Genomic DNA, 19527 nt, shown 5'->3' on the forward strand with positions numbered 1-19527 from the left:
AGTCTGCCACCCGCCCGATAATGGGTGGATGCCGAAGATCTCCGCCCCCTCCGTCCCGGAGCACCGCGAGGCCCAGCGAGCGGCGCTCATCGGGGCCGCCGAGGCGATCCTCCTCGCCGACGGCGTCGCCGGGGTGGGCGCCCGCAGCGTCACTGAGCGTGCCGGACTGGCCCGGTCCAGCTTCTACGACTACTTCCCCTCGAAGAACGAACTCCTGGTCGCCGTCGCCACCAAGGCCTTCGAGCAGTGGCGCCGGGAGATCGAGGCCGAGCTGGCGCGGTGGGCTCCGGGGACGGAGCGGCTTAAGGCGTACATCGCCACGACGCTGCGGATGGCCGCCGACGGCAAGCACGACCTCGCCGCGGTCCTCCAGCAGGCCGAGCTCACCCCGAGCCGGCATGAGGACATCCGCGCCCTCCATGACGCGCTCTTCGCGCCGCTCGCCGCCACGCTCGCCGAACTCGGCCTCACCGACAGCCATTCGTGGGCTGCGCTCATCGAGGGGACCCTCAACGGCGCCCTCAGGCTCATCGACCACGGGGCGGACCACGAGGCGGTCTCTGCTGCTGTGCAGACCTTTGTCCTGGAGGGCCTGCCCCGCTGACGCCCGAGGCAGGGACACCCGGGTTGATTTGTGCGCGCCCATGATTCCGACGTACTGTCGGAATGTTTCCGACAGCGTGTCGGAAAAAATCTTGTTCATCCTCGGCCCCCAAGGACCCCACATGTTCCTCGCGCTGCGCGAACTCAGATTCGCCCGCGGCCGGTTCACGCTCATGGGCGCAGTGATCGCGCTGATCGCCGTGCTCGTCGTGCTGCTCTCCGGCCTGTCCTCCGGCCTCGTCAACGACGGCGTCTCGGGCCTGAAGGCCACGCCGGCCACGGCCTTCGCCTTCGACAAGGGCACCATCACCGACAACGCCTTCAGCCGCTCCCTCGTCGATCCCAAGCAGCTCGACGCGTGGAAGAAGGCCCCCGGAGTGGCCGACGCCGAGCCGATGGGCGTCAGCATCGTCAACGGGACCACCGGGTCCGGCAAGCAGGTCGACCTGACTCTGTTCGGCATCGAGCCGGCCGGATTCCTCGCCCCCGCGGTGTCCAGCGGTACCGGGCTGAACGCCCCGGACGGCATCGTCGTGTCGGAGACGGCGAAGTCCGCCGGCGTCGAGCTCGGCACCAAGATCACCCTGGACCGGGTCGGCACGGAGCTGACCGTGGTCGGATTCACCGACGGCCAGGCAACCTTCGGGCATGTCGACGTCGCCTACCTGCCGATCGGCACGTGGCGGCTCCTCGCCTCGAACACCGCCAAGCCGGGCGTGCCCACCCAGGCGCAGCTCGACGCCGCGGACTACGCCTACTCGAGCGTCGTGGCGCTCCGCGCGGCCGATGGCGCGTCCCCCGACTTCGCGGGCTCCGACGCCACCGCCGGCACCATGACCATGACCAAGGCGAAGGCCTTCAACGCCTCCCCGGGCTACGAGGCCGAGACCATGACCCTGAGCATGATCCAGGCCTTCCTCTACGCGATCTGCGCCCTCGTGGTCGGTGCGTTCTTCACCGTCTGGACCATCCAGCGCACGCACGAGCTCGCCGTCCTCCGCGCCATGGGCGCCTCCGCCCGCTACCTCCTGCGCGACGGCCACGCCCAGGCCGCGATCCTCCTGGTCGGCTTCACGGCGCTCGGCGTGGCCGTGGGCGTCGGCTTCGGTGCCATGATCCCGGATGCCGTCCCGTTCGCCCTCGAGGCCGCGCCGATCGCGCTCGCCACGGCCCTCACCCTCGTCCTCGGGCTCATCGGCGCGGGAGTGGCCATCCTGCGCATCGCCCGAATCGACCCCATCAACGCCCTCGGAGGAGCCCGATGACCGCGCCAGCCAACGCCGCCGCACCCGCGCTGGAGATCGTCGACGCCGTCCTGGAGCTCGGGGACGGCGACGCCACCGTCCGCGCCCTCGACTCCGTGTCCCTGGCCGTGCAGCCGGGCGAATTCACCGCCGTCGTCGGCCCCTCCGGCTCCGGGAAGTCCTCGCTCCTCGCAATGGCCGGCCTGCTCGGGAAGCCGACGAGCGGCGTCGTGCGCGTCCACGGCACCGACGTGACCGCCCTCGGCAAGAGCGCGGCCGCGAAGTTCCGCCGTGAGACCGTCGGGTTCGTGTTCCAGTCGGGCAACCTCATCCCGGCGCTCAGCGCCGCGGACCAGCTGCGGCTCGCGGCGAAGCTCGCCGGACGGCGCGTCGACCCGCAGCCGCTGCTCGAGGCCGTCGGCATGGGCCACCGCGCCGGGCACCGTCCCGGCCAGCTCTCGGGCGGCGAGCGGCAGCGGGTAGGGATCGCCCGGGCGCTCGTGAACCGCCCGTCCCTCCTCCTCGTCGACGAGCCCACGGCAGCGCTGGACCGGCGCCGAAGCCACGAGGTCGTCGAGCTCCTTGCCCAGCAGGCGCACGCCGCCGGCGTCGCGGTCGTCATGGTCACCCACGACCACGACGTGATCTCGCACTGCGACCGCGTCCTCGAGATGACCGACGGCCGGCTCAGCGAGGTGGCACTGATGGCGTGATGCGGCACCGGTGCCAGCCACGGCCCAGGCTGTGCACCGCCTATGCCGCGCCACAGCGATGGCACAGCCGGCGCCCGTACCCTGCTGGAAAGAAAAGGGACCGCCTCTGGGGCGCGGGGAAGGCGGTGCACATGCCGGGCAGGCGACGGCCAGGATGGTTCCGCCACCTCCTGGGCGGCTCGGCACGCGCACGACGCCGCCGCCTCATCCTCGTCGTCATCGTCGCCGTGCTCTTCAGCGGGGCTGCGGTCGGGGCGGTGGCGGGGCAGGGCACGGACCGGAACCGTGCCGCTTCCGCGTCCCGGGGCAAGGGCCCCACTCCGCCGCCCTCGGCCGTCGGGGTCACGCCGTCGCCGGCCCCAGCGGCACCCACCGCCACCGCGCCACCCAGCCAGACGCCGTCGCCCGCGAACCCGCAGCCGGCCTGGCAGGACATGCCCGCGGACATCGCGGCCATCGCCGAGGACTTCCTCGACGAGCAGGGCGCCGCGGGACTCGCGGTCGCGGTATCGACCGGGAGCGGCGGGACGGCGTCCGCGCGCTACCTGACGACGGCGGGCCAGGCCGCCGCGGGCACCGCGTGGACTGAGGACACCCGGTCAGCGTACCGCAGCATCACCAAGAGCTTCGTGGGCACGGTGGTGCTCCAGCTGGTGGGGGAGGGCCGGCTCGGGCTCGACGACCCCGTCGCCCGGTACGTGCCCGACGTCGCCGGCGTCGAGCTCGACGGCACCGCCGCCGGGGACCGGATCACCGTGCGGGAGGCCCTCGAGATGCGCACCGGCCTCGCCGAGTTCTCCGGCACGCAGGAGTTCTCGGACAGGCTCGACGCCGACTACACCCGCTCCTTCTCGGACAGCGAGCTCCTGGGCTACGCCTTCGACGAGCCCCTCGACTTCGCCCCGGGCAGCCAGTACGAGTACAGCAACACGAACTACGTGCTCCTCGGCGAGGTCGTCCGCGCGGTCACAGGCACACCCTGGGACCAGGAGGTGCAGGCGCGCGTCCTCGCGCCGCTCGGGCTCACCTCCGTGGCGTACTCCGGGGCGCAGGACCCGGCCGGTCCCGTCGCGACCCCGTACCAGACCGGCGATTCCGGCCTTGAGAGCCTCGCCCAGGTCAGCCCGTCCCTCTACGGCGCATCGGGAGGCTACTTCGGAAACATCGCAGACCTGCTCACGTGGGGACGCGCCCTCGGATCCGGGCAGCTCCTGCCGCCCGGGCTCCAGTCGCAGCGGCTCGCCGCCGTCTCCGACCCGGGCGCGGACAATCCGGGGAGCCCCTACTACACGGCGTACGGTCTGGCGGCCGGTGAGATCGACGGCTGGTGGGGCCACTCCGGGACGGGCCTGGGCTACGAGGCCCTGACGCTCTACAACCCGGCAACCGGAACCACCGTGGCGATCCTGATCAACACCCAGCTGCCGAACCCGAACGGACCGGCCATCCTCTTCGACCGCCTCGAGGGCCTGCTCGCGGACCTCGGCTAGCTCGCATCTTCCGGAACGCGCTGTACCGGAGTACAAAAACTATGGGGGACATATAAACCTTCGCCCAGTCCCTGGCCCACTGGGGGGCCAGAGGCCGGACGGGACGACCAGGAGGTTTCGTTGTCCGATCTCAACGGGCCCACGCGCGACACCCCGACCCGCGCGCCGGCCAGGCCCCTGCCGTACATCATCGCTGCAATCCTTCTCGCGGCGGCAATCATTCTCCCGCTCATGCCGCAGCTGTACTCCTACGACCAGCCGCGCTGGGGCGGCATGCCGTTCTTCTACTGGTACCAGCTGCTCTGGGTTCCCATCTCGGCGGCCCTGAGCGGCATCGCGTACTGGCTCGTCACCAGCGAGGACCGACGACGGCGCGTGGCGGCCCGCGCGCCGGGCTCGCCGGGAGCGGGCGGCGGCAGGGCGCCGTCGTCCGGCGGAGCGATGCGGGACCGGGGTGAGCGGCGGTGAACGGGCGCCCGATCGACTGGGTCGCGCTCATCATCGTCATCCTGCTGTTCGCGATCGTGGCCGTCATGGGGTTCCTGGCCGCGCGCTGGCGCAGGTCGCAGGAGGAGACGGGCCTGCACAGCCTCGACGAATGGGGCCTCGGCGGACGCGGGTTCGGCACGTGGATCACCTGGTTCCTGCTCGGCGGCGACCTCTACACGGCGTACACGTTCGTGGCCGTCCCCGCCGCGATGTGGGCCACGGGCGCCGTCAGCGGGTTCTTCGCCGTGCCCTACACGATCGTGCTGTACCCGATCATCTTCATCATCATGAGCCGGCTCTGGTCGGTGTCGCACCGGCACGGGTATGTCACGAGCGCGGACTTCGTGGGCGGCCGCTACGGGAGCCGCTGGCTGTCCCTCGCCGTCGCCGTCACCGGCATCGTCGCGACCATGCCGTACATCGCCCTGCAGCTCGTGGGCATCAAGGCCGTCCTCACCGTGCTCGGCCTCGGGAGCCCCGACAACGCCCTCCTGACCGACCTGCCGCTCATCCTCGCGTTCGTCGTGCTCGCCGCGTACACCTACACGTCCGGCCTCCGCGCGCCGGCGATGATCGCCGTCGTCAAGGACCTGCTGATCTACCTCGCGGTGATCGTCGCCGTGATCTACCTGCCGATCAAGTTCGGCGGCTGGGACACCATCTTCGGCGCGGCGCAGACCAAGCTCGGCACCGTCAGCCAGGCCACGGGCAAGCCGGCCGGCGTGTTCATCCCGACCGAGGGCAGCTACTCGGCGTACTGGACCCTCGCGCTCGGCTCCGCCATGGCGCTGTTCATGTACCCGCACTCCGTCACGGGCGTGCTGGCCTCGAAGGCGCGCAACACGATCCGCCGCAACGCCGCGATCCTGCCGCTGTACTCGCTCATGCTCGGGTTCCTCGCGCTCCTGGGCTTCGTGGCGATCAAGGCCGGGACCAAGCCGATCGACCTCGACGGGTCGACCAACCCGCAGCTCGTGGTGCCGCAGCTCTTCCTCGACCACTTCCCCTCGTGGTTCGCCGGGATCGCGCTCGCGGCCATCGCGATCGGTGCGCTCGTGCCGGCGGCCATCATGTCCATCGCGGCGGCGAACCTGTTCACCCGCAACGTCTACCGGGACTTCTTCCGTCCGGACGCGGACCCGAAGACCGAGGCGAACGTGTCCAAGATCGTCTCGCTCGTGGTCAAGGTCGGGGCGCTCGTCTTCGTGATCGGCATGGACCAGTCAGCGGCGATCAACATGCAGCTCCTCGGAGGCATCTGGATCCTGCAGACCTTCCCGGCCGTCGTCGGAGGGCTGTACACGAGGTGGTTCGACCGGTGGGCGCTCCTGGTGGGCTGGGCCGTCGGCATCGCCTTCGGCACCATCTCGGCGTACAACGTGGTCAACCCCGTCACGCACGCGCACTTCGGCGGTTCGACGGCCGCGATCCCGGGCACGAACTTCACGGTGTACATCGCGGTGACCGCGTTCGCGCTCAACCTGATCGTCGCCGTCGTGCTCACCCTCATCCTGCGGGCGTTCAAGGTCCCGCAGGGGCTCGACGAGACCCGGCCGTCCGACTTCGGGGCCGACGAGACGGACCCGAAGGTGAAGCAGATCGAGGCGACGAACCAGATGGGCCCCATCGCGTAGGAGGTCCCTCCGGCCCGTTGAGGGGTCATGTCCCTAGGTTGAGGAGCCAGGGATATGACCCCTCAAGCTAGGGACATGACCCCTCAACCGTTGGAGGGAGTGTCAGGCGCGGACGGCGTCGAGCTCGACCTCGATCCGCCGGTCCAGCTCGTCCTGCTCGAAGGCCGTGGACCCCCCATGGGCGCGCAGGTGCAGGAGACTGCCCAGCCGCAGCATCCGCCAGCCGCGCTCCTCGGCGTGGTCCTTCGCGCTGACAGCCCGCGTGATCTCCTTGTCGTACAGGTTCGGCTCGTTGAGGGCCCGCTGCCGCACGCGCTGCGCCATGCGTGCCCGGAACGGGTCGGTCTCGGCGTCCTCGGGGGTGCGCAGCAGCTCGCCGTAGGCGGCCGCGCGGTCCTCCTGCCCGGCCTCCCTCGCCAGGTGCGCGGCGAGGCCGAGCGCGGACTCGATCGACGCCCAGCGCGCGGGGTTCCCGTCGTAGGGGAGCACGGCGAGCAGGTCCGCGACCTTGAGCGCCCCCTCGGCGTCGCGCTGGCCGATGTAGAGCTCGTAGGCGAGGGCCCGCAGGTCGGCCAGGCACGCGCCCGACTTGACGTTGACGCCCCTGGCCAGGCGCGCGGCGAGCTCGTGGACCGCATGGCGCCCGGGGTGGGCGGCGTCGATGGCGCGCATGAGGTCCTCGGGCTTGTCCTCGGGCGCGGGGAGGCGCGCGAGGATCGACGCGTTCGCGCGCTCGGGACGTGCCGACGCCGCGCCGGGGACGTGGACCACCTCTCCGGTGTCCAGGGCGATGTCCGAGGGGCCGCGGAGGGGCGCCGCCGGAACTGTCTCGACCGTGGGGGGTGCAACGGCCGGGGCGCCCGCCTCGTCGGCGGGAGCCGTCACCTCGGCGTCTGGGGCCTCCGCCTCGGCAGCCGAAGCCCCCGCGCTCGCGGCGGGGCCGGCGAAGAGGAGGTCGGCGGGCCGCACGGCATTGCCGCGGGCCGCGCGGACCCGCGTGCCGTGGGCGACGCGGAGGTTGGTGTGGTTGTCGAGGACCGCGAAGTACAGGGCGGGCTGGCCGTAGTCGTCGAGGACCGTGTCCACTTCGAGGACCTCCGCGCTGTCCTTGCCGTCGGGCAGGAGCAGCCGCTGGCCGGGCCTCAGGTCGTGGGCGTCGATAGCGTGGAACTCGGTGGTTCCGGGCCGCTCGTGCGGTCCCGAGCTGTGCTGCATGGGTCCTCCGTGGTGGCTGTCGGTCCAGTGACCACCATATAAAGGATTGGTAACGGAGTGTTTCAGGCGCGCTGGCCCAAGCCTCCGACCCTACGCCGGAAGGCCCGCGAACGCGAGCGCCTGGCGCACGAGCTCGCCCCGCCCGCCCACGAACTCCATCTGCACCGGCCCGCTGAGCACCTCGGCCGGGGACATCCAGGTCAGCTCAAGGGCGTCCTGCCGGGGCTGGCACTCGCCGGCCACCGGGATCACGTACGCGAGCGCGACGGCGTGCTGGCGCTCGTCCGTGAAGCCCGTCTGCGAGGGCGACGGGAAGTACTCCACGACCGTGAACGGCACGGGGCTGACGGGCAGCTGGGGAAGGGCGAGCGGTCCGAGGTCCTTCTCGAGGTGGCGCAGGAGGGCGCCGCGGATCGTCTCCTTGTACAGCACGCGTCCGGAGACGAGGCTGCGCATCATGTTGCCCTCGTCGTCGGCCTGGAGCAGGAGTCCGACCTCGTTGACGTAGCCGAGCGGGTCGAGCCGCACCGGCAGCGCCTCGACGTACAGCATCGGCAGGCGATTCCGCGCCTCGTAGAGGTCCTCGGGCGAGAGCCAGCCGGGATACGGGTCGGGAGTGCGCAGAGCCATGCCTACTGTTCTACCCCATGACTGGGCGGAGCTGTGAGGATCGTGACCTCACCGCCGTCCGGCGTCGGGACGCGCACGACGGCGCCCTGCCGCCCCTGCGCCTCGCCCACCTCGGGTGACCACCCGGCCCGCGCGAGCCGTGAGGCGAGGGTGCCCACGTCGCCGTCGTACTCGAGGACCAGGTCTCCGCCGCGCAGCACCGGCGCCTCGCGCAGGGCCAGCACGCCGCCGTTCTTCGCGGTGAACTCGGTAGCCGGGGCGGGGGCTCCCGCTGTGCGGGGTCTGGCGCCGATCGCGGAGAGCGCGAGCGCCGCCCCCGGAAGGTCAGGGGTGAGCCACTCCATGCGGACCGCGAGGGCGCGGTCCGCGTCGGCGCACGTGGCACCGTGGGCGGACGGCTCGGCCAGGAAGCTGAACCCGTCCGGCCCGGTGATCCGCACGCGCACACCGCCGATCGCGTCCTCGATGCTCGCGCGCCCCCCGTCCTGCCGGGTGCGGCGGGTGAAGGCCTCCGGCTCGCGGATCTCCACCCCGAACGACGTCATCCCGTCGCCGGGCGAGCCTGCGGGGACGGCCCGGAGCCGGACGCGGCCGCTCCCGGCGTCGAGCACGGCCCAGCCGCTGCCCTCCTCGGTGACGACGAGGCCCACGTCCTCCAGGAGCCTCCGGAGCTCGGGCAGGGCGGACGTGTAGCGGGTGGGGCGGACGCGCAGCATCAGGCTTCCTTTCGGTCGTTCCCATCCTCCCACCGGGGCCTGTCTCCTTGCGCCTTCGGGCCGCTCGCGTAGAGGCTTGGCGCATGGCCCCGGAACTGCCCGAACTCCTCGTCGCCGACGCCGCCGCGTGGCACGGATGGCTCGCCGCCCACCACGCCGAGAGCCCGGGAGTGTGGCTCGTCCTGACCAAGAAGGGCGGAACGGTGACGGCCCTGCAGTACGAGGACGCGGTCCTCGAGGCGCTCTGCTACGGCTGGATCGACGGCCAGCTGCGCGCCCGCGACGCCGCCAGCTCGGCGATCCGCTTCACGCCCCGCCGCAAGGGGAGCCGGTGGTCGCGGTCCAACGTCGAGCGCGTGGCCCGGCTCGAGGCCGAGGGACGGATGACGGCGGCGGGCCGGGCCGTCGTCGACGCCGCCAAGGCGGACGGGCGCTGGGAGGCGGCCTACGGCGGGGCCGCGACCGTTGAGGTGCCCGACGACCTCGCTGCTGCGATCGCCGCCGTCCCCGAGGCGCAGGCGATGTTCGACGTCCTCACCTCCACGAACCGGTTCGCCCTGGTGTACCGCGTCACCGATGTGAAGCGGCCGGAGACCCGGGCACGGAAGATCGCCGAGTTCGTGGCGATGCTCGCGCGGCACGAGACGCCCTACCCGCAGAAGAGACGGCCCTGACCCCCTGCCCCCTTCGCCTCTGCTGGCCGGGCCATGCTGGGGGGAGCGTGGTCCTTGGGACAGAACGGCAACACCCGAGGTGTCCTCCTCCCGCAGCTGGCCCTCGTGGACACGCGGGGCTCACAGCCCTCGGCCCTCCCTGCCTAGCCGGCCGTCAGGGGCACGCGCCACGAGACGCGGGTACCCGCACCCGGGATGCTGTCGATGCTGCTTGTCCCGTCCAGGGAGCGGGCCCGGCGCTGGATGTTGGCCAGCCCGCTGGCCCGGGCCGGGCTGGCGAATCCCTTCCCGTCGTCCTCGACGAGCACTTCCACGGCATCGGCGAGGGCGGTCAGCGCGACCGTGATGCTGGTGGCGCCCGAATGCCGGGCAGCGTTGCTGACTGTCTCGGTCACGACGGCCAGGACCTGCCGGGCCAGCGGAGACGGCAGGTCCTCCAGCCTGCCCTCGACCGTGATCTTGGGGGTGATGCCCGTGCTCCGGAGGCACTCGTGGACCGTGTCGAACAGCGAGCGGGAGAGGCCCTCGCGGTCCGTCTGCTTGGCGCGGAGCGAGTAGATGGTGTTCCTCAGCTCCCGGATGCTCTCGTCCAGTTCCTCGGTGAGCTTCGTGATGCGCGCCTCCGCGGCGGGGTCCGTGGCGAAGCGCCGGAGGTTCTGGATGCCCAGGCCCGCGGCGAACAGGCGCTGGATCACCAGGTCGTGCAGGTCCTGGGCAATGCGGTCGCGGTCCACCGAGATGAGCGCCTCTTCGCGCTGCCGGTGGGCGATGTTCAGGTCGAGGGCCAGCCCCACGTGGGAGCCGAACGCGGCCCCGGACTCAAGGTCCGCCTGGGTGAACTGGCTGCCGCCGGCCTGGCGTGCGAGCAGCAGGAGCCTGTCACCGGAGGTGCCGTGCCCGATCGGGATCGCCAGCACGTGTCCGAGCTTCTCGCCGCTGCCCGGGCCGAACACCTCCTCGGGATCCCGCAGCACCAGCGGCCTCCGCTCCGCGTCCGCATCCCTCAGGGACGGGGGGCAGAGGACTTCCTGCCCGGCCACCACGGCGAGCGCGCCGACCGCCGTGTACACCTCCATCGACTCCCCGTCCGGGGCAGCGACGACTGCGAGCACGGCGTCCGAGGCCCGCAGCGCGTGCTCCGCCACGAGGTCCAGATCAGCGTCGGGCGAGGGGGAGTCCTCGACGATGAGGGAGGTGCTGGCCTCCATGCCCGCCTCGAGCCACCGCTGCCGCCGGCGGCTGTCCTCGTACAGCCGGGCGTTCTGGATCGCGACGCCGGCCGCCGCCGCCAACGCGGCCGCCAGCTCCTCGTCCTCCGCCGTGTAGTCCTCCCCGCCTGCCTTCTCGGTCAGGTACAGGTTGCCGAAGACCGCCTCCCGCACCCTGATCGGGACGCCGAGGAAGGTCGTCATCGGAGGATGGTTCTCCGGGAACCCTACGGAGAGCGGATGCTCGTGGAGGTCGTGGAGCCGCAGGGGCTTCGGCTCGCGGATCAGCTGCCCCAGGACCCCGTGTCCCGTGGGCACGTCCCCCATGACCCGCTGCTGATCCTCGTCGATGCCCACGGTGATGAAGTGGGTGAGCGTGTCGTCGGGGCCCACCACGCCGATCGCCGCGTAGCGCGAATTGAGGAGTTCCGCCGCGGACTGGGCCAACTGCTCGAGGACCGACTGCAGGCTCAGGTCCTCCGCCATCGACACGATCGCGGTCATGAGGCCGTTCATGTGGCCCTGCACGCGCACCAGCTCGTGGGCACGTTCAATGAACTCGTTCAGCAGCTCTTGGGCCCTGCGGGGCATTCTGTGAGGCATGAGCGCAACTCCCGGGAGGACGTGGGGCGAGCATGGCTGCCCCCATCATCAGCGGCACGAACTGGTCAGGCAAGGCTCGGCGGCCTTCGCGGGGGCGGGACGGGCGCTCCTTCAGCGCCCCAGGGCCTGGGCGGCCACGAGCGCCGCGGCCGCGCTCCACGCCTGCGGCCGGCACGAGGAGGGGTAGGGCAGGGCCCGGTCCGCCTCCTCCGATCCCTCCCCGGAGAACACTTCGGGGAGGGAGTGGCCGAACGACTCCGACGCCCGCACGAGCCCGCGCGCCACGGCCGCCGCCTCGGCCCGGAACCCGTCGGCCAGCAGGCCACGGATGGCGATGCCCGTGTCGTGGCTCCACACCGAGCCGCAGTGGTAGCTCAGCGGCCAGTAGCCCGCCGCGGCGGTGGAGAGCGTCCGGATCCCGAAGCCGCTGAACAGCTCGGGACCCGTGAGCCGTTCCACCACCCGTTCGGCTTCGTCGGCGTCGAGGAGTCCCGTGCCCAGAAGGTGCCCCATGTTGGATCCGGGCGGGTCCAAGGGCGTCCCGGCGCCGTCGAGAGCCATGGCCGGGAAGGGGCCCGCGCCGTCGTCCACCCAGAACTGCTCGCGGAACCGCCGCCGGAGCCCTGCGGCGAGGTCGCGCAGGGCCGCCGCCTGCTCGCGCAGGCCAGCGCCGCCCCCGGGCTCGCGCAGCTCCTCGAACAGCGCCGCCGCCTCGTGCGCCGCCTGGAATGCGTAGGCCTGGACCTCCGCGAGCGCGATCGGCCCCTCGGCGCGGCGCCCGTCGAGGAACTGCATGGCGTCCGCGGAGTCCTTCCAGCCCTGGTTGCTGAGCCCGTGCCCCGACTCGTCCCGGTACGCGAGGAACCCGCCCGCTCCGGCCTCGAGCAGCCAGGCGGCGGCACGTCGCGCGGCAGGCAGCAGCGCCCGCACGACCTCGGGCGCCCGGCCCGTGCGCCACAGCTCGCCGAGGAGGCACAGCCACAGGGGAGTGGAGTCGACCGACCCGTAGTACACCGGCGGGAGGCGCAGCTGGTCCCCGCCCGGGCCGCCGTCGATCACGAGCTCGCGTGCCCGGACCTCGTGGGGGATCTTCCCTGGGTCCTCGGCGGAGGAGGGATCGTGCCGCTGGCCCTGATAGGCCGCGAGCGTGCGCAGGGTGCCCGCGGCGAGCGCCGTGTCGAGGGGGAGCAGGAGCCGTGCGGCCCACAGCGAGTCGCGCCCGAACAGGGTGAAGTACCACGGTGCGCCCGCCGCGAGGAACGGCGCGTCCGGCACCTTCGCGGTGGCCAGGCGCAGCCCGGCCAACTCCGCCAGCGACCCGGCGACCAGCCGCCCGACCGCGTCCTGCCGCGCTTCCGCCTCCACCCCGCCGTCCGGGGCAGCGCGCACGACGGCGCCGGCGTCCTCGAGCTCCACGCTCCACTCCGCGCGGAACGGCTCGCCCTGTTCGAGGACGGCGCGCCAGGACAGGGCCGGGTGGCCGGTGGGGAAGCCGTCGGTGTCGTCGCCGTCGCTGTCGAGTGCCGTCGTGACGCTCGCGGCCCCGCCTCCGGGCAGCCCCGGCCCTGCCGTGAGCACCGCCCGGTGCTCGCCGTGCGCCCAGGCCAGCCCTCCGCGGTCGTGCGTCCCGCTGCCCTGCGGGCCGGGCCCCTCGGGCGGGACGGTGCCGGCGGCGCGCCCCACGCGCACGGCGTCCATGGGCGCGAAGTCGGCGCTGAGGTGGACCGTGAGGGTGCACTCGAGCCGGGGCAGGGACGTGCTCAGCTCGATCCGGTGCCGGACCCTGCCGGGTTCGACGCTCCAGTGCTGCCGGACCCGCACTGCCGGGTCGAGGGTGGGGCCGGGGATGTTCCTCGCGAGGCCGTCGACCGTGAGCCGGGGCCCGCGGCCGGTGACGCCCACGGGCTGCGGCTCGGCGCCGTCGACCATGACGAGGGCGCGGTCGAGGAAGCGCGTGTCCGCGTGGAAGACCCCCGTGACACCGCCTCCGGGAGGCTCGGGCGCGAGGCGGCCGTCCGGCCCGAGCCAGATCTGCGTGGGCGCGGCGAGGGCCACGTGCTGCCGGTGGAGTGAGGGCTGGAGGGGGGCGCTCATGCCGCCACGCTACCGCCGCGGTCCGACACTCCAACAGGCCCGAGGGTGGCGCGCGCGCGTGGGTGCGTCGGAGACTGGGGGCATGTCGATCTTCCGACGCCGCCGCGCCGAGCACGACGACGGCCAGTCACCGCCGCAGGCGGGCGAGGCCCCCGAGGCGCGCCTGCACGCGACCGTCTCCGGGATGGTGCAGGGGGTGGGCTTCCGCTACTCCACGCTCGGCGAGGCGGACAGGCTCGGGCTCGTCGGCTCGGCGGGCAACCTCCCAGACGGGACTGTCGAGGTCACGGCGGAGGGGTCCCGGGAGGATGTCGAAGCCCTGCTGGCGTGGCTCCGGTCGGAGGACGCCCCGGGACGCGTGGACGAGGTCGAGGCCTCCATCGGGCCCGGGACCGGCGAGTTCTCCCGGTTCCGCGTGTTCTGACGCTGCGGCCCCTGTGGCCGCCGGCTGCGCCCCGCTGCTGCGCCCTGCGGCCGGCTACGCCCAGCCGCGCAGGTAGTCGAGCTGCGCCGCGACTGAGTTCTCGGCGGCAGGACGGACGCTGGGGTCGATGTCGCTGTAGACGGCGTCGGTGACGGCGGCGATCGGCGCGTCCTGCCCCAGCTGGGAGAGCGCGGAGCGGATCTGGCCGAGCCGCTCCTCGCGGTGGGCGAGGTAGGCGCGGGCAACCTCGGAGACGTCCGGGAGCACGGGCCCGTGGGCCGGGAGGACGGTCGCCGGGCCGAGGGCCTCAAGGCGGGCCAGGGACGCGAGGTAGTCGCCGAGCCGGCCGTCGGGGAACACGATCACCGTGGTCCCGCGGCCCAGGATGGTGTCGCCCGTGAGCACGGAGCCGTGCGCGCCGTCGTCGGGGAGGTGGAGGCAGACCGAGTCCGCGGTGTGCCCCGGTGTGGCGAGGACCTCGATCCGCACGCCCGCGGCGTCGAGCCGCTCGCCGTCGTCGAGCGCCGGGGCGCCGATGCAGAGCGCGGCGTCGCGGGCGCGGACCGGTGCACCCGTGCGGCGGTGGAACTCCTCCGCGGCCTCCGTGTGGTCGGGGTGGTGGTGGGTCAGGACGATGAGCTCGACCCGGCCGGCCGCGGCCAGCTCATCCAGGTGCGTCCCGTCCAGCGGGCCCGGGTCCACCACGACCACCGACTCCGAGCCCGGAGCCGACACCACGTACGAATTGGTCCCGTCCAGGCTCATCGGCCCCGGGTTCGGGGCGAGGCGGTACCGGGTCAGCGCGGAGCTCTCGACCCACCGCGCTGCCGGAGCGGGGGTGCCGGGGGAGGAGGAGACGTCGTCGGCCATGCGCCCAGCCTAGCTACTCGACCGGGAAGGCCACGCCCTCGCCGATGACCTTGAGGGCCAGGTCCATCCCGGAGCGGGCCATCGCCGCGTTCCAGTGGCGGATCGTGATGATCTCTCCGCCGCCGGGGATGCGCGGGTCGGCGGGGCGCTCGGGGAGCTTGATCCGCACCGAGGACTCGGGGCCGAAGTAGTCCCAGTCCAGCACGGTGCCGTGGATCCGGGAGTCCGCCGCGATGCGGATCTGCTCGGGGCGCAGCATGATCTGCACGCGGCCCTGGGCCGGCGGGCGCCGGACGGGGATGGCCCCGAGCGAGCACATGGCGAGGGACCCCTCGAGCCAGGCGTCGAGGATGACCGCGTCCCCGAGGAACTCGGCGGTGGCCCGGTCCGCAGGCCGCGTGTACACGACGAACGGGTTGCCGATCTGCGCGAGCTTGCCCCCGCGCATGACGGCCACCTGGTCGGCGAACGAGAGTGCCTCGGCCTGATCGTGGGTCACGAGGATCGTGGTCACGCCGGCCTCGTGCAGGACCTTGCCGATCGCGCGGCGCGTGGCCACGCGCAGGCCGGCGTCGAGCGCCGAGAACGGCTCGTCGAGGAGCATGATCTCCGGCTCGCACGCCATGGCGCGGGCGAGTGCGATGCGCTGCTGCTGGCCGCCCGAGAGCTGGTGGGGACGCCGCTTGGCGTAGGAGGGGTCGAGGGCCACCATGTCCAGGAGCTCCTCGATCCGCTGCGCCACGGCGGCCCGTCCGCGGAACTTCTCGCGGTCCAGCCCGAACGCGATGTTCTGCCCGACGGACAGGTGCGGGAACAGGGCGCCGTCCTGGGCCACGTAGCCGATGTTGCGCCGGTGCGCGGGGACCCACGTGTCGCCGGCCACCTCGCGGCCGCCCAGCAGGATGCGCCCCGTGTCGGGCGCCTCGAAGCCGGCGATGAGCCGCAGGAGGGTCGTCTTGCCGGACCCGCTCGGGCCCACGATCGCCGTGGTGCCCCCGCGCGCCACCCACAGGTTGATCCCCTTGAGGACCTGCTGGTGGCCGAAGTTCTTCGTCACCGCCTCGATGTCGAGGTGGTGGTCCGCCGTCTCCGCGATCTGCGGCGCGATGCGCGGCTCGGGGAGCCGGGCCGCGGCGGTGGGGGTGGGGATCTGTTCGGTCACTGTCCGGCTGCTTTCTTGGACTGCTGGAACAACAGGTACGTCATGGGCGCCGAGAGGGCGATCATGAGGAGCGCGTACGGCGCCGCGCCCATGTAGTCGATCTCGCTCGAGAGGCTCCAGAACTCGGTGGCCAGGGTCTTGGTGCCGATCGGGGAGAGGAGGAGGGTCGCGGTCAGTTCGTTGACGACGGCAAGGAACACGAGCGCTGCACCGCCGGCGGCCGCGGGGGCGGCCAGCCGCAGGGTCACGCGCACGAACGCCATGATGGGCGGCCTGCCGAGCGCCTGCGCCGCTTCCTCAAGCTCCTTGGGCGCCTGCGCGAGGCCGGCGCGGAGGTTGACGAGCGCGCGCGGGAGGAACAGGAGCACGTAGGCGGCGACGAGGAGGCCCGTGCTCTGGTAGACGCCGGGGACCGCTCGCAGGGCGACTGTGACGAACGCGAGGGCGAGGACGATCCCCGGCATCGAGCTGGTCACGTAGTTGGACAGCTCGAGCGCGCGGGAGAGCCAGCCCGGGAACCGGACGGCGAGGAACGCGAGCGGGAACGCGGCGACCGTGGTCACGATCGCGCCGAGCAGCCCGAGCCACAGGCTCGAGCCGAGCGCCCCCGCCAGTTCCGACGTCTCCCAGATCCGCGCGCCGCCGGCGATCGCCCAGCGGCCGACGACCCACAGGGGCACCCCGACGGCGAGCACGGCCACTGCCGCGAGCGCGGCCTGGGCGAGCGGCTGCCACGTGCCGAGCGGCAGCCGCGTGGGCGTGGCCTGCGCCCCCGAGCCGATCCGCGCGTACCGGGCGTTGCCGCGCAGCCGCGCCTCGGCGAGCAGGAAGACCAGGCAGACGGCCACGAGCACGGACGCGAGCATGTTCCCGGCGGTGCCGTTGAACGTGGAGCGGTACTGCTCCATGATCGCGGTGGTGAAGGTGTCGAACCGGATCATCGCGAACGCGCCGTACTCCGCCAGCAGGTGCAGCGCCACAAGCAGCGCGCCGCCCGCGACGGCGATGCGCAGCTGCGGGAGCACCACCCGGAAGAAGACGCGCCACGCTCCGAGCCCGAGCGAGGCCGCCGACTGCTCGATCGCCGGGTCGAGCCGCGAGAGGGTGGCCGCCGCGGGGATGTACACGAGCGGGTAGTACGAGAGGGTCGCGATGAGCACGCCCGAGAAGAGGCCCTCGAGGCCCGGGGCGGCGGACACCCACGCGTAGGAGTTGACGAACGCCGGGATCGCGAGCGGCGCGGCGAGCAGCACGGCCCAGATCCGGTTCCCCCGCAGGCTCGTCCGCTCCACGAGCCATGCCCCGCCCACGCCGATCACGATGCACAGCGGTACCGAGATCGCGGCGAGCAGGAGTGTGTTGCCCAGAAGCTCGAGCGTGCGCGGCCGGACGATGAGCGCGACCGCCGTGTCCCATCCGGTCGCGACCGTCATGACGACGACGAAACCGAGCGGGATGAGCGAGGCCGCCGCGATGAGGCAGGAGAGCAGGACGACGCCGAGAGGCGGGCGAGGGCGCTTGCCCTCGCCCGCCGTCGTGCTCGCCCCGCCCGACGCGGCAGGTGCGGCGGGGATCAAGGGGGCTGGGAGCGTTGCCAAGGGTTAGAGCAGGCCTGCCTGCGTCATGAGCTCGGTGACCTTCTTCGAGTTGAGCTTGGCGGGGTCGACGGCCGGCGCCTGGAGGTCGGCGAGCGGGACGAGCTTCTCGTTCGACGGGACGTCGGAGCCGACGGCGTACTCGAACGAGGTGCCCTTCTGCAGGACCTCCTGGCCCTTCTTGCCGGTGATGAACTTCAGGAAGGCCTGGGCCTGTTCCTGGTGCTTCGAGGACTTCAGGACGCCGCCGCCGGAGATCGAGACGAAGGCGCCCGGGTCCTGGTTCTTGAAGTAGTGCAGGCCCACCTTGTTCGAGTTCTCGCCGGTCTTGGCCTGGTCGCCGTAGTAGTAGTAGTGGTAGATGACCGCGCCGTCGATCTCGCCGGTGTTGACTGCCTTCATCGCGGTGACGTTGCCCTTGTAGGCCTTCGCGTTCTCCTTCATGCCCGCGAGCCACGCCTTGGTGGCGTCCTCGCCCTTGGTCTCCAGGAGCGCGGACACGATGGCCTGGAAGTCGGCGCCCGACGGCGACGCGGCCCACCGGCCCTTCCATTCGGGGTTCTGGAGGTCGAGCAGCGACTTGGGCAGCTGCGCCTCCGAGACCTTGTCCTTGTTGTAGACGAACACGGTGGACCGGGCGGCGATGCCCGTCCACTTGTTGGTCGAGGGGCGGTACTGGGCCGGGACCTGCGCGGCGGTCGCGGCATCGATGTCCGCGAAGAGGCCGGCGTTCTCCACCTGCGTCATCGCCGGGGAGTTCTCCGTGAGGAAGACGTCCGCGGGGGAGTTCGCGCCCTCCTGGATGATCTGGTTCGACATCTCGCTGTCGTCGCCCTGGCGGTAGTCGACCTTGATGCCGGTCTCCGCGGTGAACTGGTCGATCCACTCCTTCGTGAGCGTCTCGTGCTGGGCGTTGTAGACCACGAGCGTGTTGGGATCCTGGGACGACTGGTTCGCGGAGGAGCCGCCGCAGGCCGAGAGGCCGAGGGCGGCGACGGCGGCCAGCGCGAGGCCGGCAAGCGCGCGGGGGCGGAACGTCATGGGGTTCTCTTTCCTGCGATCACGGGTTCTTCGTGATCGACTGTAGGTTAGCCAAGCCTAAGAGCGGGGCGAATCAGCCACCATTGTGGGCGAAATCACGTCAATTACGCAAATGTGGCGTTCGCTAATGCGTCAGCCCCTGATCCGGGCCAGGAGCTGGCGCAGCATCAGGTCGAGCGCCGAGTCATCGATCCCCAGCGAGAACACATCCGAGGCGTGCATGTGGCCGGGGACGACGGCGGCATACGGAAGCGCCCGCTGCACCCGGAGCCGCTCGGACGCCAGAAGGAGGGCCTGCTCCTGGAAGCCCGGGGGGTCGAACTCGGTGACCGTGACCAGCAGCGGGCCGGGCCACGCCGCGAGCCCGGCCACCGACGAGCGCATCCGCAGCGCGTCCTCGTCGCTGCCGTAGTAGGTGCGGACGAGGTCCCTGTGCGGTGCCTCTGCCATCAGGGCCGGGGCGTAGATCCCTGACACGACCGCAACGGCGGCGACGTCCTGCGGGTCGCCGTCGCCGTGGCCGGCCATGAAGGAGGCCACATGGGCGGCGCCGGCCGACCCTCCGGCGAGGACGATCCGATCTGGACTGCCGCCGTAGGCCGCGATGTTCCGGCGCACCCATTCGATGGCCGAGGCGACGTCCCGGGCCGCGACCGGCCACGTGTGCTGGGGGGCGAGGCGGTAGTCGACCACGACGGCGACTGCGCCATGCCGCCAGGCCCAGGCACCGATGTTGTCCTGGTGCGGGGTGCCCGGCTGCCACTTCGTCCCGCTGACGAAGCCGCCGCCGGGCACCCACACCAGCACTGGCTGGTTTGCGGCCCCCTCGAAGCAGTGGACGTCGAGCCGTTGACGGGGGTCGGGGCCGTAGGCGATGTCGCGCTCGATCCGCGGAGCTGTATAGCCTCGCCGCTCATGCCGCCCGCGCACCAGGCCCATGATCGTCGTCATCGTCTCGGGTGTGAACGGAGCCCGCGCGAGCGCCCGCAAGGCGTCACGGAGGCTTTCGTCATCCGGAGAAGACTCCATGATGGTTCCTCCTCGCCGAAGGGGCAGGACATGATGTGGACGGCGTCCGCCGTGTCGATCATCGTCCGGTCCCTGGCGCGGACGCAAGGCACA

The 19527-nt window shown here is 72.2% G+C and carries 18 protein-coding genes; 8 read left to right on the top strand and 10 right to left on the bottom strand.

All coding sequences use genetic code 11. The features are described from left to right. Positions 1 to 28: 28 nt before the first annotated feature. The 6 genes from CGQ25_RS01620 (at position 29) to mctP (ending at position 6173) form a co-directional block, all read left to right on the top strand. Positions 29 to 604, top strand: a complete 576-nt coding sequence (locus CGQ25_RS01620; protein ID WP_208711510.1) for a TetR/AcrR family transcriptional regulator — start codon at positions 29 to 31, stop codon at positions 602 to 604. 121 nt (positions 605 to 725) lie between these two features. Then, on the top strand, positions 726 to 1868 hold the full coding sequence (locus CGQ25_RS01625) for an ABC transporter permease (protein WP_208711511.1): 1143 nt from the start codon (positions 726 to 728) through the stop codon (positions 1866 to 1868). Next, a complete protein-coding gene (locus tag CGQ25_RS01630; RefSeq protein ID WP_208711512.1) occupies positions 1865 to 2560 on the top strand; it encodes an ABC transporter ATP-binding protein in 696 nt (231 codons plus the stop codon). The genes CGQ25_RS01625 and CGQ25_RS01630 overlap by 4 nt, the downstream gene beginning before the upstream one ends. 131 nt (positions 2561 to 2691) lie before the next feature. Further along, the gene (locus tag CGQ25_RS01635) at positions 2692 to 4050 is read left to right on the top strand and encodes a serine hydrolase (RefSeq protein ID WP_208711513.1); all 1359 of its coding nucleotides are present in this window, start codon (positions 2692 to 2694) and stop codon (positions 4048 to 4050) included. Between the two features lie 120 nt (positions 4051 to 4170). Then, on the top strand, positions 4171 to 4518 hold the full coding sequence (locus tag CGQ25_RS01640; protein WP_208711514.1) for a DUF3311 domain-containing protein: 348 nt from the start codon (positions 4171 to 4173) through the stop codon (positions 4516 to 4518). Then, positions 4515 to 6173: a monocarboxylate uptake permease MctP gene (mctP, locus tag CGQ25_RS01645; protein WP_208711515.1), complete on the top strand. Its 1659-nt coding sequence runs from the start codon at positions 4515 to 4517 to the stop codon at positions 6171 to 6173. The genes CGQ25_RS01640 and mctP overlap by 4 nt, the downstream gene beginning before the upstream one ends. A gap of 102 nt (positions 6174 to 6275) precedes the next feature. Here the strand turns inward: mctP and CGQ25_RS01650 are convergent, their stop codons facing one another. The 3 genes from CGQ25_RS01650 to CGQ25_RS01660 form a co-directional block, all read right to left on the bottom strand. Next, complete coding sequence (locus tag CGQ25_RS01650; RefSeq protein ID WP_208711516.1) at positions 6276 to 7388, bottom strand: DUF6707 family protein; 1113 nt, start codon at positions 7386 to 7388, stop codon at positions 6276 to 6278. A gap of 90 nt (positions 7389 to 7478) precedes the next feature. Next, positions 7479 to 8018: an NUDIX hydrolase family protein gene (locus tag CGQ25_RS01655; protein WP_208711517.1), complete on the bottom strand. Its 540-nt coding sequence runs from the start codon at positions 8016 to 8018 to the stop codon at positions 7479 to 7481. A gap of 2 nt (positions 8019 to 8020) precedes the next feature. Continuing rightward, positions 8021 to 8734: a VOC family protein gene (locus tag CGQ25_RS01660; RefSeq protein WP_208711518.1), complete on the bottom strand. Its 714-nt coding sequence runs from the start codon at positions 8732 to 8734 to the stop codon at positions 8021 to 8023. A gap of 83 nt (positions 8735 to 8817) precedes the next feature. Here CGQ25_RS01660 and CGQ25_RS01665 point away from each other — a divergent pair, with 83 nt between their 5' ends. Next, on the top strand, positions 8818 to 9408 hold the full coding sequence (locus tag CGQ25_RS01665; protein ID WP_208711519.1) for a YdeI family protein: 591 nt from the start codon (positions 8818 to 8820) through the stop codon (positions 9406 to 9408). A 143-nt stretch (positions 9409 to 9551) separates the two neighbouring features. On the opposite strand, the gene CGQ25_RS01670 is transcribed toward CGQ25_RS01665, so the two are convergent. Continuing rightward, positions 9552 to 11207: a GAF domain-containing sensor histidine kinase gene (locus CGQ25_RS01670; RefSeq protein ID WP_208711520.1), complete on the bottom strand. Its 1656-nt coding sequence runs from the start codon at positions 11205 to 11207 to the stop codon at positions 9552 to 9554. A 123-nt stretch (positions 11208 to 11330) separates the two neighbouring features. Next, the gene (locus CGQ25_RS01675) at positions 11331 to 13313 is read right to left on the bottom strand and encodes a glycogen debranching N-terminal domain-containing protein (RefSeq protein WP_208711521.1); all 1983 of its coding nucleotides are present in this window, start codon (positions 13311 to 13313) and stop codon (positions 11331 to 11333) included. Between the two features lie 82 nt (positions 13314 to 13395). Here CGQ25_RS01675 and CGQ25_RS01680 point away from each other — a divergent pair, with 82 nt between their 5' ends. Continuing rightward, positions 13396 to 13737 (top strand): acylphosphatase, encoded by a 342-nt coding sequence (locus CGQ25_RS01680; RefSeq protein ID WP_208711522.1) that lies wholly within the window; start codon positions 13396 to 13398, stop codon positions 13735 to 13737. Between the two features lie 54 nt (positions 13738 to 13791). Here CGQ25_RS01680 and CGQ25_RS01685 read toward each other — a convergent pair whose 3' ends face one another. From CGQ25_RS01685 to CGQ25_RS01705, 5 genes are all read right to left on the bottom strand, one after another. Next, positions 13792 to 14607, bottom strand: coding sequence for an MBL fold metallo-hydrolase (locus CGQ25_RS01685; RefSeq protein WP_208711523.1), 816 nt, complete (start codon positions 14605 to 14607; stop codon positions 13792 to 13794). 13 nt (positions 14608 to 14620) lie between these two features. Further along, entirely contained in the window at positions 14621 to 15769 is a 1149-nt protein-coding gene (locus tag CGQ25_RS01690) for an ABC transporter ATP-binding protein (RefSeq protein WP_208711524.1), read from the bottom strand. Continuing rightward, positions 15766 to 17346 (bottom strand): iron ABC transporter permease, encoded by a 1581-nt coding sequence (locus CGQ25_RS01695; RefSeq protein ID WP_208711525.1) that lies wholly within the window; start codon positions 17344 to 17346, stop codon positions 15766 to 15768. The genes CGQ25_RS01690 and CGQ25_RS01695 overlap by 4 nt, the downstream gene beginning before the upstream one ends. Positions 17347 to 17370: 24 nt before the next feature. Beyond that, positions 17371 to 18405 (bottom strand): iron ABC transporter substrate-binding protein, encoded by a 1035-nt coding sequence (locus CGQ25_RS01700; protein WP_208711526.1) that lies wholly within the window; start codon positions 18403 to 18405, stop codon positions 17371 to 17373. A 132-nt stretch (positions 18406 to 18537) separates the two neighbouring features. Then, positions 18538 to 19434 carry an alpha/beta hydrolase gene (locus CGQ25_RS01705; RefSeq protein ID WP_208711527.1) on the bottom strand — a complete coding sequence of 299 codons (897 nt, stop codon included), beginning with the start codon at positions 19432 to 19434 and terminating at the stop codon, positions 18538 to 18540. Between the last annotated feature and the right edge of the window lie 93 nt (positions 19435 to 19527).

The sequence above is a fragment of the Sinomonas sp. R1AF57 genome (assembly GCF_002224485.1).
Lineage (GTDB): Bacteria > Actinomycetota > Actinomycetes > Actinomycetales > Micrococcaceae > Sinomonas > Sinomonas flava.